Source organism: uncultured Winogradskyella sp., from assembly GCF_947496485.1.
GTDB lineage: Bacteria > Bacteroidota > Bacteroidia > Flavobacteriales > Flavobacteriaceae > Winogradskyella.
This window is the reverse complement of sequence record NZ_CANMCZ010000010.1, coordinates 1-11,385: the sequence shown is the minus strand read 5'-3', so window position 1 is coordinate 11,385 and position 11,385 is coordinate 1. Positions and strand designations below refer to the sequence as shown.

Sequence of the window (11,385 nt, the reverse complement as noted above, 5' to 3'; positions counted from 1 at the left end):
CAGTCAGCATTTTTTGTCTAATTTTTCTAAAGAATTTTATCATTGGTTAATGGTTGGTTATAATGAAGCACAACGGTTTTGTGTATGGTTAGTTGCGTGGTTAAGCAACTAATTTAGCAAATAATCACAGATAGAAAATTCCAGCGGAATTTTCGTAAGTAAGCCTTTACTAGCAATGAATTATACACATTGTTAGCATTAGTTTTATGTTTCTGCATTTAATTCTTTCCACCTTTCTTTTGATTCAGTAATTGTGTCTTCTGTTTCCTTAAATATGATTTGTATAGCTTTATCTTGCAAAGTTTTAAAGAAAGGCATTTCTATCACCTTTTGTAAAGTCTTTCCAACATTAATTGTTTGATTTTCCAAAAAATCTATCCACTGATTATCATTGGCATAAGACATTCTTTCGTTAAGAATGTCAATTTGTTTGAAATCTAATAGATAGATATTAGCAAAACAATCATATTTCCAGTTTATAGTGTCGAAATCATCGATACCATTCAATTTATTCAGCTCGTGTTGCTCTTTATTATTAAATGAAAGATAGAGTCCGAAATTTTCAGAATCATAAGTAAATGCAAACTGACATAAGAAGTCAACATCATTATTTTTGATAAATTCTGCAATTTCGTGCTGAGTGAATTCTAATATTTTATGTTCTAATTTTGAATATTCGTAATTCATTTCCAAATTAATGCTAACGGTCTCGGCTATGATTTCGTTGTGGAATCATCCGCAGGATTATTCCGCCGAAATCCAGCCGTTTGATTTATACTTTTACTTTGGTGTGGCACAAAACCACAATGAATTATAGCCATTGTTACACACCGTTTTTATTTATTCAATAGTTTAGTTTCATATAGTGTCAGCGAGTGTTCAATTCCTTCGTCAACTATTTTTCCACGGATTTTTATTTTATCCAATTCCGCAATCTTTTGTTCGTCCGATTTATCAGTGAAAAAAATTACGATATCTCTATCTTGTCCGTTGTAATCAACTTTTGCTTTCAAGTATTTATGTCCTCCGTCAGCTCCAGTCGATTGGGTTTTAAAATCAACTAATTCAGTTTCAAAGTCCTCGGTTATCTCAAACAGACTCCAGTAATTCTCAAAAGTATCTCGTCCTATTTCTGAAGTGTCAAAATGGCTTTTAAAATCTTCCAATTTTAGATTATTATCTGTCCAATAACCATAATTATCATTAAAAGGCATTTTTATAATAACCCGTCCATTTTTATCCATTCCAATTTCACGCTCTGGAATTCCGGTTTCATTGTCCAGTTCCACAATCCAAGTTTCGACAAGGTCAATCTTATCTTCGAAATCTGGATTTCCTTTAGGAACTATTGAGCTTAAAATTCCAATAACCACTTTTTTAATATTCCGCTTTATAATTCCGTCGGGTTCAGAATTGTGTTCTCGTTTCGGAACTTTAAATTGTATGTAAGTAGTTGTTTTCAAATGGTGTGTAACGTGTTTGTGTATGGTTAGTTGCGTGGTTAAGCAACTAATTTAGTAAACAAAAACGAACCCGAGAAAATTCCGAAGGAATTTTCCAAATAAGCACTTGCCAAAGCAATTAATTATACACGTTGTTGTGCAACGTTATTCTTTCCATATTAAATTATCCGCGACACTTTCCGTTTCATATTCAGAATTGAAAGTGTCAAGTTTTTTTGATATTTCTTCTAATTCTATGCAAACGTTGTTTATAGCTGAAATTAAAGATTCATAATTTACCTTTATCACACTCTTGGTTTTAGGATAAAAGTCTTCGTGAGTTGAATCACATTCAATGACTACTTCGTTTCCAACTTTTTTAAATTTTGGTGATGGATGACATTCTGGCAAATAGAATGGCTCAAAATTCACATTCAGCATTTTTTTCCAATCATTTATTTCGCTTAACAATCCGCAACATTGAGGAAAGAGAACAAACTCGTTATTTATTTTCAATCCATATCCACCAAAAAAAGCACAGGATTCGGTTATTGGTAAATCTGAAACGTGTAATTCTATTGCTTTTTTCAAATCAGAATCACTAATCTCTGATAGTTTGTATTGATGTTCATTAAATGGTTTGAGGTTTTTAACGTCCGAATAATTCCGTTCAATCAGAAGTCGATTTTTCTCGTCAGAATCTGTCATTTCGTTTAAGTCAGGAAACTTAAAAGTTGGTAGTTCAATTAATGGGACTAGTTCGATTTTCACGATTTTCTTTAATGTTGCACAACGGTCTCGTATAACCGTCAGTTACGGGTTAATGTGCGTTAATTTTCGGTTTAGCACAAGCTTTAGCAATTCCGAGTGGATTCGGACGTAGTCGAATCCGCCGTAATTGCGGTTATACATTGTTGTGCTTAGTTTTTATTTTCAAAATCGTCATCCTTTTTTAAGTGTTTTTTTCTTAAACTTTCTGCGTATTGAATAAAAGAACCGTCAAAAAATTGTTTATTCGGACTTTCTAAAAGTGCTCCAAAGCCAGGGGTTAGTACCATTCCATCAACTAATGATTTTCTAGATTCCCAATTTTTTTTACTCAACATTTTGTTTTCGTTCTGTAAAAATAGATTCTCAACGTGCCTAATTTCCGCAGCAAACAAGTAAAAACCATGATTATGTTCTTCTTCGGTTAAGGCATCTGGATTCACTCGGAAAGTTGAAATTATTCTTGATGATTCTTTTGAAGAACCTAAACTCAGAAGTATATGAATATCTAGGGCCGCAATCTCATGAAAAGTTGAGGCTTGTGTTGCTTTAGTATTACTCCTTATTTGTAACCCAACAAAAATCAATGAAATGATAACAGCAACCGCTGATATGATTTCAGCAATCAAAGCATATTCTTCAAGTATTTCTTTCATAATCATCTTTTTTTTGTTAAAAGTTCAAATCATTAATTTGCTTATGGTAATTTTTTTCATTTTCTGAAATTAAGCACAACGGTTTTGTGTATGGTTAGTTGCGTGTTTCAGCAACTAATTTAGCAAACATTCACGAACGCGAGAAAATTCCGAAGGAATTTTCCAAATAGGCAACGACCAAAGCAATTAATTATACACGTTGTTGTGTACTGTGCTTTATTTTGTTCTTATTTTGTCGATTTTGAAACTAATAGTAACGAATTCACATAATCAGTGTCAAATTCAATAGTTCTTATGTTCCCAAGCTTACAATCCCTTGTTTCAGACCAAACTCCTTTCGAGTTTAAAAAATCAAATGTCAAGTTATTTTTTTCAATTGTTTTAACTTTCCCTAAATAACAGTATTCATTACTCTTTAAATCGAATTGAAATGCTCCGAATTTTTCAGTCAAGTAATTCAGAATAGTCTCGATATTATCGATAGGAATTAAATCAGCTGGTACAACTGATTTTCCTTTCAAATCAAGAACTTTTTGGTGAAATTTTTCATCATCATCTCTACAGTATGCGTTTATGTATTTATTCCGTAAGATTAAATATCCATCTGTAATATAGTCAACAGTATTGTATTTTAATAAAGTCCAATCATCATTGTAATCAATAATATAGCCTCTATAAATTTCAATTTTATTTACATATTCAAATTTAAATGATACAATTTTTCCGATATGTTTCTTTTTAATCATAGGGCTTTTTTGCATTGTACACAACGTGTTCGTAAGTCGGCAGTGACCAAGCAATTAATTATACACGGTGTTGTGCTTTCGTTATTTTTCGATTTCATTATCAATTGAAATTTGAATCTTTTTACAACTCTCTAAAACTTCTTTGATAATTGAATTAATACTGTTATTACTTAATTTTAAAATTTTGAGCACGTTGTATAATTCTGAATTGGTTTTCAGTTCTTCATTGTCATTTGGCTCCATATTTCCAAGTTCTCCTTTAACTTTAAATTTTGTTCTTGCTATTGGTCTCCCATAATCGAGAATGTTTTGTCTGTAGTTATCATAGACAAAATTTAAATGCGAATATTCAATATTATATAAATTCAAAATTTGATTCTTTAAACCATCATTTGAAATCAAATCAATTCCTTTCGATTCCAATACTCTGAATGTTGAATTTTGAGGTCTAAATATTTTAGATTGCCCAGTTCTTGTTATGCTAGGGAAATGGTTAGCCAAAGTGTCATTATAAACTACTTTGTTATCCAACCAGTTTATTAAGATTTCAGCGCTTACTATATCTTCTTCGCCTTGCATATTGAGGGAATTGAGCTGTTGGATGTCTTGAGATATGGAATTCTTAAGTTCCTTTAGCATACTAGTTTCTTCTTTTGCTATTTTTTGTTGCTCATTCCAATTATTTATACCTAGAGCAATTAAAATACCTATAACAACTAGAACAATCTCTCCAATGGCATATAGAAGATATTTACTGAACTTATTTTCATTCAGCATTTTTTGTCTAATTTTTCTAAAAAATTTTATCATTGGTTAATGGTTGGTTATAATGAAGCATTCACGTTGTTGTGCTTTCGTTAATTTATAATTTCTTTTTCTATCAATTCCATCAGATTTTTGGCTTCGGATATATTCTTATTAACCATAATAATTCCATACTTATCCCTTGCGATAGCATTTTTGAGATAGTTTCTTCCTAAAGTAGATTCCGTTAACTTAATTAACTCTTCTTTTCTCTTTTCGCTAGTGCTTTGATATGGTAAGGAAGATAATGCTAATCGACTTTCAAATCCAGTTTCAAATTTGTCGTTATAATTCCAAAAAAAGTTATCTCTATCAGTTAGTTCTTTATCCCAATTTATAAGATAGCCGTATGCAGCTATATGAATGTTGTAATAATCATTAACCGTTTTCTCTATTTCAGGTGTTCCAAGTGTTTCTTGCAGTCCAATACTTTTTATTTTTTGATAAGTTTGACTTGATATTCTATTCGCATTCCAAAAACCTAAAATAAGATTGGCAATTGAGTCAACTTCCAGTTGTTGATAATCATCATTTATCAATATCCGAGAATTATTTTCTACTCCACTTTCATAGCTCTTAATTACTCGTTCATATTCAAGAATATCTGATTTCAAGTCAGTAACAATATTTGACAAGTATCCATTTATCTGTATTTTATTTAATCGATTTTGATTCCAATTATTTATACCTAACGCAATTAATATTCCAATAACCACAAGTACAATTTCTCCAATTGCATATTTAAAATACTTTCCAGTTTTGTTTTCCATCAGTAAGTTTTGGCGAATTTTTCTAAAGAATTTTATCATTGGTTAGCGGTTGGTTATAATGAAGCACAACGGTCTCGTATAACCGTCAGTTACGGGTTAATAGGTGTTAATATTCGGTTTAGCACAGGCTTTAGCAATTCCGAGTGGATTCGGACGTAGTCGAATCCGCCGTAATTGCGGTTATACATTGTTGTACAACGTTTTTTTATTCCATTTTCCATTGTTCCAAATTATCTACTGGATTTGGTAATCTCCCATCTAACCATTTCATTAATGTTCCAGGTTTAAATTCCTTATCTTTTGTTTCAATTACCCAAGATAAAAAGTCTTCCGGTCCACCATTCATATAAGGTGCTGGTGAAACTGGGTAAAAAACAGTTGGTAGCCTTTCATTAATCGAAAGATAATTTACTACACAGCCTAATTCCTGAACTACACTCCAAGCAAACTCGTTTGTTATGTCAAGTTGAAATTTAATCCACCAAATTCCGTCGTCATCTGAACCGAATGAAATCGGTTTTGTCATCGATGGGATTCTTTCAAGATATTCTATTAATGTCTTAAACGCTCTTTCGTCCAATTTATATCAAGTTTTTAATTCAGTTGATTGTTGCCAACCTTTAGAGTTCCGCATTGCAGTTTTCAACATTTTCATCGCAGTATCTAAAGACTTTGTGCTTCCTTTCGCAAAAGCATTTTCCCAAGGTTCCGATTCTTTAGGAATCAGATATTCAATATGATATTCATCCATTCCAGTTGTCAGAATAACATATGTTTTAGAAGTATAATCGTTTCGGTTTTGTAAAATCAGATGATAGTGAGAAGTCAAACCCCAAATTTCTGTTTCTCTAAATTCCTTGTTAATTCTATCAATCCAATTAAGCATCAAAGTCCCAATACCTTTTGAAACGACATTGGATTCATATTTCACTTCGGTGTAAAATTCCGTTAGAGTCTTACTTTTTTGGTCTGTATTTCGCTTTATCGGCATTTTGGTCAAATGTTGTACAACGTCTCGGCTATGGTTAGTACGGGATTTAAAAGCAGTAAACTTTCGATTAAGCACTTAGCCAAAACTTTTTATTTTGTTTTATCTTTTCTGTTCTAAAGCCAAATCAAAAGATTTGGCGGACTTGGTTAAAAACTCTAAACTTTGGGTTAAGCACCAAAACCCGTATTAATTATAGCAATTGTTGTGCTTAGTTATTTTTTCGTTCATCAGTTTCAAGTATTGAATATTCAAAATTATCTGACCAGCCTGATTTCAAAGGCAATACTTGTCTAAGTCGTCCTTCTCTTATCATTCCTGCCTTTTCTAGCACCTTAAATGAACCAATATTTTCAACCGCACATCCAGCTTCTATTCGATGTAATTTAAGATTTTCAAATCCGAAATTTATTACAGCTTTCAGAGATTCGGTTGCATAACCTTTTTTCCAATAATCTGAATGTATTTTATACCAAACTTCTCCTCGTTTATATTTTGCGTTTCCGAGTTTGAGTCCAAATAGTCCAATAAATTCTTTATCCATTCTATTTTCAATTGCAAATGTGTAGTTCTTTATTTTGTCCAACTTATTTTCCGCAATCCAAGGTTCAATTAAGCTTTTAGTCTCCTCAATATTTTGTGGAATACCAAGAGCATTAAATTCATCCGTTTCAGGTAAAGAGTGTAGTTTATGAATCGAATTTAAATCTGACAATTCAATTAATCTCAATTTTATTCTTTCTGTTGATATTTCGATTTCGGTCATTTTTTTAATTAAGCACAACGGTTTTGTGTATGGTTAGTTGCGTGTTTCAGCAACTAATTTAGTAAACATAAACGAACGCGAGAAAATTCCGAAGGAATTTTCCAAATAATCAACGACCAAAGCAATTAATTATACACGTTGTTAGCTGTAGTTATTTTTCGTTTGCAAACCTCCATTTCTCTCCATTAAAATACAAGGGTGTATTCCAATTTGACTGTTCTTTCATAAACGTTCCTTTCGATTCACCCATTACTTGTAAAACTAATGAATCAGGTAGTTCGTATATCTCACTTATTGAATTTGCAATAAGTATGGTTTCATTCCTAAATTGTGGTTCATAACCATCTCCTTTAAACCTATCAGATTTATAATGAAAATAAACAAAAGGATTGGGATTATTTCCAATTTGCCTTTGAGTGAAGCCAAGTGATTGAATACTATCATTATTTTCAAGTTGTATCCAATTTGAATTGATTTCAGGTTTGGCCAGGTTATCTGTTTTTTTTTCATTAGCACATGAAAATATAAACAGTATAAATCCAAAGGAAAGTATTCTTTTATTCATTGATAGTGGGTGATTGGTTTTAATTACAGCTAACGGCTTCGTGTATGGTTAGTTGCGTGGTTTGGTTACTAATTTAGCAAATAGTCTCGAGCCTGAGAAAATTCCGCAGGAATTTTCCAGATAATCAACTAATTAGCAATTAATTATACACTTTGTTGGCATTAGTTTTTTATTAATTTCTCCGCACTCAAACTCAAAGTTCCGTAATGTTTTTTCATTCCGAATTTAACTGTCGTATCATTATATTCCATTATTCTCGGATTGAACTTAAGTTTCTCGGGAAAATTCACAGCAAAATAATTCTCAAAGAGTTCATTCACTTGCTGTTCTGTTAAATCAGTCAGTTTTTTATTTTCCATTTTTTATTGTTTGAGTTCTTTAACGCTCCATTTAGTAGCATAAATTAGATAGCGCAATAGGAAAAATATCGAAAATAATGTTAATCCAAGTCCAAGTATTTCATCATCTCCAACAGAACCGCTAAAAATAGAAGCTTTAGTTTTTTCTAATTCTTTTTCCAATGAAGTAATTTTGGTTAGATATGTTTCTGATTCTTTATCATTTCTGACTTTTTCTTTAAACTCCTCTTCTTTTATAGTCATTCCGCTGTCATTTTCTTTGATAAAAGAGTAAAGCGATGAAACAATTTCAGGGTCAGTTTTCAAATCTGAAATAAATTTTTCTGAATCTTCCATTTTGTTCCAAGAACTATTATTTAAAATGTCTTTATTAACAAAATAAAAAACCCTTAACCTGTATGGTAATTCATTAGCTTGAGTAAGTTCAGTAATTTCTTGCTTGATTTCATATTTTCGGTCGCTATTAGAGTCCGAAAGCATTGTCCAAGCAAAAAGAACAACGAAAAATAAAATCGTTGTTCCAAGTAAGAATAAAAATTCTTTCGCAATTATCTTTTTAGTATTCTTGTTCATTCAAATTAATGCCAACGTTGTTGTGTATGGTTAGTTGCGTGGTTTAGCAACTAAATTAGTAAACAAATACGAACCAGAGAAAATTCCGAAGGAATTTTCCAAATAAACACTTGCCAAAGCAATTAATTATACACGTTGTTGTAGCCCGTTTTCATTCTATCTATTCGTCAAATAGTCCAGATATTGCTAATTGTCTTGCAATCATTGGCATTAGATTTTCGGTCATATTCTCATCATGTGTTCCAAAAAAGGCAATAACTAAATCTCTACTTGGGGATATGTACAACCCTTGTCCGCCTATTCCTGCTTTAAAAAAATCTCCTTCTTGGGTAACATGGTCCCATTGATAGGTATTATGCTTTATTACTGTCTCATCTTTAAACAAGTTTGGCCAATATCCATTAGCATATATTTCTGGTCTACCTCCATTTTGGATTTTTTCAAGGTAATTGTCAGAAATAATATCGTATGGTGCTTGCTTTCCAGATGATGTAAATAATAAACCAAACCTCCCCAAATCTCTTAGATTGGAATTAACTCCTAGTGGTGTGGCAGCATGAGCCTGTGTCCCAGTTAACATTAAAGCATCAGATTCAGCACCTATTTTTTGCCATATTTCTGTAGCCATCATATCACTAAATGATTTTTCTGACACCCTCTCTATTAGCCATCCTAAAAGCCATGTGTTGATTGAGGTATAATCCATTTTCTTTCCATTGGGCTCATACTTTTCCATTGATTTTAGCAATTCAACTGGATTGTCAAGGGCATTATCGAGATTAGGAAATCCAAATCCAGCCATGAATTTTTGAAAGCAAGTTTCAGGATTATAATATGCACCTTCTTCCTTTTCTCGACAATTGATACCTGAACTCATATCCAAAATATCAATAACAGGAATTCCTTCCCATCCAGAATTTTTGAGTTCTGGCATATAATGTTCTATAGGTTTTGATACATCAATCATACCTCTATCCTCCAATATTGCAATCAAAGTTGAGACGAAAGTTTTTGAAACAGAGAAGTAGATGTGTTTGTCTTTTGGCAACATCCGAGGATATTCTTCAAATACTATTTGTCCCTTATGGATAATGATTACTCCGTCAGTTGGTGAGTTATAGACATAATCATGAAGGGCTTTTTTTTCGCTATCGATAGTGACTAAATGATTAGAAACCTCTTTTCTTAAATGGATGGGTAATTCTCTGATAGTATCTCCTCTGGTGATTACTGTATGAGGGAAAAATTCAGAATAATGAAGATATAAATATCGAGACATCTCACCACCACCAATAAACATGCTATTTTCAAATTCCTGATGAAATTTTCTTGATTCTTCTAGGGTAAAATCTTCATAATCCTGACCATAGGTAGTAGTCGTAAGACAAATTAAAATGATGAAGTAAATTCTATTTCGAAATATTTCCATTTTATTCTGTTGGTTTTTTTAATGGGCTACAACGGTTTCGTATAACCGTCAGTTACGGGTTTATATGCGTTAATTTTCGGTTTCGTACTGACGCTAGCAATTCCGAGTGGATTCGGACTTAGTCGAATCCGCCGTAATTGCGGTTATACATTGTTGTACAACGTTTTTTATTTTTTATCCAATCCATATTTTCAACTTTTTATTAGGTAATTCCTTTTCAAATAATCGAGTCAAAAACAAATTCGAACGTTTTACTTTTAAATCCTTTTGATTTTTAAATTCGATTAAATAAATTCCACGTTTTGGGATATCCAAACTCATAATTTTTTTCCCTCTTTCTCCAAGCTCGTAGGATTGAATTCTCCAATTCGTAACTTTTGGTGTAATTACTTTTCCGTTTTCTCTGTTTTTTAATTCAATGGAAAAATTTCCAACAGAAACACTCCAACCTCCAAGAACTTTAATACTGTAAATTCCGACTGGTAATTCGATTGCCTTATTCGTATCATAGATTCCGATTGGAAATCTCATCTCTGCATATCTCAAATCAGTATTTATAATTTCTATGTCTTTTGGGACTTTACTTCTATGAAGAAAACCTAAAATCTTTTTGTCTGGTGTTAGCTGGTCGTAATTACTCTTAATGTATGGTCTTGCTCCGTCACTTGTCTCAAATTCCGTTTCCAAATATTCTATTTCGTCATTATCTAATTCACGCACTGTTCCGTCGTTTTCAACATAGACAAATTCAAATTTTTCTTTTTCTGACTTCAATTTCCGGTGGTGAGTTAAATGTTGTACAACGGTCTCGTATAACCGTCAGTTACGGGTTAAATTAGCGATTATTTTCGGTTTAGCACAGACGTTAGCAATTCCGAGTGGATTCGGACGTAGTCGAATCCGCCGTAATTGCGGTTATACATTGTTAGCACCAGTTTTTATTTTTCCGATTTGTAACAACTAATTCCCCAAATATTTAATTTGTCCAAAGAGTAGTCTATCTCAACAGTATTTTGGTCAATAACCTTAAATTCATTTCCTTCTTTATAGTTTGAGTCAAAAAGGTCATTTAAATTCAGCGTGTCTTTTTTTCGTTCAGCAAAGTTTAGCGATACAGTTTTTCCATTTCCGCTCCAAGTTCCGTTCGAGTTTATTATGTCAGATTTAGGTTCAGCGTCTTGCATTGGTTCAGGATAAATGCTCATATAAAAATTAAAAGTTCCATTTGGAATTAAAGTCAGCTTTATAAGAGCCAAATCATTATCTCCGCTTAAATAAACAACTGTATCGTTGAGTACTAATTTTTCAGGTTTGATAATTTCCGTTTTAGTATTCAATTCCGCATTTTGAGGCTTTTCAGATTTCTTACTTTGGCAAGAAAAAATTACTAAAATTAAAACTAAAAAAAGTGGTTTTCTCATTGTCGTTTTCAAATTGGTGCTAACGGGATTGTGTATGATTTCGTTGTGTTGTCTAGGTCTAAGTTAGTAAAAGGAAACGAACCATAGGAAAATTCCGC

Annotated in this window: 16 protein-coding genes; all 16 read right to left on the bottom strand. The window is 32.2% G+C overall.

Annotated elements, in window-relative coordinates:
• Window positions 1–204 precede the first annotated feature (204 nt).
• The 16 genes from Q0822_RS18135 to Q0822_RS18060 all read right to left on the bottom strand — a co-directional run bounded on the left by Q0822_RS18135 (window position 205) and on the right by Q0822_RS18060 (window position 11,287).
• Window positions 205–687, bottom strand: a complete 483-nt coding sequence (locus Q0822_RS18135; RefSeq protein WP_299126390.1) for a DUF4303 domain-containing protein — start codon at window positions 685–687, stop codon at window positions 205–207.
• A gap of 149 nt (window positions 688–836) precedes the next feature.
• The gene (locus tag Q0822_RS18130; protein WP_299126389.1) at window positions 837–1,463 is read right to left on the bottom strand and encodes a hypothetical protein; all 627 of its coding nucleotides are present in this window, start codon (window positions 1,461–1,463) and stop codon (window positions 837–839) included.
• Window positions 1,464–1,607: 144 nt separating this feature from the next.
• The gene (locus Q0822_RS18125; RefSeq protein ID WP_299126388.1) at window positions 1,608–2,213 is read right to left on the bottom strand and encodes a hypothetical protein; all 606 of its coding nucleotides are present in this window, start codon (window positions 2,211–2,213) and stop codon (window positions 1,608–1,610) included.
• A 149-nt stretch (window positions 2,214–2,362) separates the two neighbouring features.
• Window positions 2,363–2,866: a hypothetical protein gene (locus Q0822_RS18120; RefSeq protein WP_299126387.1), complete on the bottom strand. Its 504-nt coding sequence runs from the start codon at window positions 2,864–2,866 to the stop codon at window positions 2,363–2,365.
• Window positions 2,867–3,093: 227 nt separating this feature from the next.
• Complete coding sequence (locus Q0822_RS18115) at window positions 3,094–3,612, bottom strand: hypothetical protein (RefSeq protein ID WP_299126386.1); 519 nt, start codon at window positions 3,610–3,612, stop codon at window positions 3,094–3,096.
• Between the two features lie 81 nt (window positions 3,613–3,693).
• Complete coding sequence (locus Q0822_RS18110) at window positions 3,694–4,422, bottom strand: DUF6090 family protein (RefSeq protein ID WP_299126385.1); 729 nt, start codon at window positions 4,420–4,422, stop codon at window positions 3,694–3,696.
• A 47-nt stretch (window positions 4,423–4,469) separates the two neighbouring features.
• On the bottom strand, window positions 4,470–5,225 hold the full coding sequence (locus Q0822_RS18105) for a DUF6090 family protein (RefSeq protein ID WP_299126384.1): 756 nt from the start codon (window positions 5,223–5,225) through the stop codon (window positions 4,470–4,472).
• A gap of 166 nt (window positions 5,226–5,391) precedes the next feature.
• Window positions 5,392–5,766, bottom strand: a complete 375-nt coding sequence (locus tag Q0822_RS18100; RefSeq protein WP_299126382.1) for a hypothetical protein — start codon at window positions 5,764–5,766, stop codon at window positions 5,392–5,394.
• A 6-nt stretch (window positions 5,767–5,772) separates the two neighbouring features.
• Window positions 5,773–6,177 carry a hypothetical protein gene (locus Q0822_RS18095; protein WP_299126380.1) on the bottom strand — a complete coding sequence of 135 codons (405 nt, stop codon included), beginning with the start codon at window positions 6,175–6,177 and terminating at the stop codon, window positions 5,773–5,775.
• A gap of 208 nt (window positions 6,178–6,385) precedes the next feature.
• On the bottom strand, window positions 6,386–6,940 hold the full coding sequence (locus Q0822_RS18090) for a GNAT family N-acetyltransferase (RefSeq protein WP_299126379.1): 555 nt from the start codon (window positions 6,938–6,940) through the stop codon (window positions 6,386–6,388).
• A 151-nt stretch (window positions 6,941–7,091) separates the two neighbouring features.
• Window positions 7,092–7,505 carry a hypothetical protein gene (locus Q0822_RS18085; protein WP_299126377.1) on the bottom strand — a complete coding sequence of 138 codons (414 nt, stop codon included), beginning with the start codon at window positions 7,503–7,505 and terminating at the stop codon, window positions 7,092–7,094.
• Between the two features lie 161 nt (window positions 7,506–7,666).
• On the bottom strand, window positions 7,667–7,864 hold the full coding sequence (locus tag Q0822_RS18080) for a hypothetical protein (RefSeq protein WP_299126376.1): 198 nt from the start codon (window positions 7,862–7,864) through the stop codon (window positions 7,667–7,669).
• 3 nt (window positions 7,865–7,867) lie between these two features.
• Window positions 7,868–8,437 (bottom strand): hypothetical protein, encoded by a 570-nt coding sequence (locus Q0822_RS18075; protein ID WP_299126374.1) that lies wholly within the window; start codon window positions 8,435–8,437, stop codon window positions 7,868–7,870.
• A 160-nt stretch (window positions 8,438–8,597) separates the two neighbouring features.
• Window positions 8,598–9,866, bottom strand: coding sequence for a serine hydrolase (locus Q0822_RS18070; protein ID WP_299126372.1), 1,269 nt, complete (start codon window positions 9,864–9,866; stop codon window positions 8,598–8,600).
• A gap of 174 nt (window positions 9,867–10,040) precedes the next feature.
• Window positions 10,041–10,640 (bottom strand): hypothetical protein, encoded by a 600-nt coding sequence (locus tag Q0822_RS18065; RefSeq protein ID WP_299126371.1) that lies wholly within the window; start codon window positions 10,638–10,640, stop codon window positions 10,041–10,043.
• Window positions 10,641–10,804: 164 nt separating this feature from the next.
• Window positions 10,805–11,287, bottom strand: a complete 483-nt coding sequence (locus tag Q0822_RS18060) for a hypothetical protein (RefSeq protein ID WP_299126370.1) — start codon at window positions 11,285–11,287, stop codon at window positions 10,805–10,807.
• Between the last annotated feature and the right edge of the window lie 98 nt (window positions 11,288–11,385).

Excerpts from the sequence above, each read along its gene's own strand:
- Q0822_RS18135 (WP_299126390.1), bottom strand. The coding sequence starts at position 687 with ATGAATTACGAATATTCAAAATTAGAACATAAAATATTAGAATTCACT.
- Q0822_RS18120 (WP_299126387.1), bottom strand. The coding sequence starts at position 2,866 with ATGAAAGAAATACTTGAAGAATATGCTTTGATTGCTGAAATCATATCA.
- Q0822_RS18115 (WP_299126386.1), bottom strand. The coding sequence starts at position 3,612 with ATGATTAAAAAGAAACATATCGGAAAAATTGTATCATTTAAATTTGAA.
- Q0822_RS18110 (WP_299126385.1), bottom strand. The coding sequence starts at position 4,422 with ATGATAAAATTTTTTAGAAAAATTAGACAAAAAATGCTGAATGAAAAT.
- Q0822_RS18105 (WP_299126384.1), bottom strand. The coding sequence starts at position 5,225 with ATGATAAAATTCTTTAGAAAAATTCGCCAAAACTTACTGATGGAAAAC.
- Q0822_RS18095 (WP_299126380.1), bottom strand. The coding sequence starts at position 6,177 with ATGCCGATAAAGCGAAATACAGACCAAAAAAGTAAGACTCTAACGGAA.
- Q0822_RS18090 (WP_299126379.1), bottom strand. The coding sequence starts at position 6,940 with ATGACCGAAATCGAAATATCAACAGAAAGAATAAAATTGAGATTAATT.
- Q0822_RS18085 (WP_299126377.1), bottom strand. The coding sequence starts at position 7,505 with ATGAATAAAAGAATACTTTCCTTTGGATTTATACTGTTTATATTTTCA.
- Q0822_RS18080 (WP_299126376.1), bottom strand. The coding sequence starts at position 7,864 with ATGGAAAATAAAAAACTGACTGATTTAACAGAACAGCAAGTGAATGAA.
- Q0822_RS18075 (WP_299126374.1), bottom strand. The coding sequence starts at position 8,437 with ATGAACAAGAATACTAAAAAGATAATTGCGAAAGAATTTTTATTCTTA.
- Q0822_RS18070 (WP_299126372.1), bottom strand. The coding sequence starts at position 9,866 with ATGGAAATATTTCGAAATAGAATTTACTTCATCATTTTAATTTGTCTT.
- Q0822_RS18060 (WP_299126370.1), bottom strand. The coding sequence starts at position 11,287 with ATGAGAAAACCACTTTTTTTAGTTTTAATTTTAGTAATTTTTTCTTGC.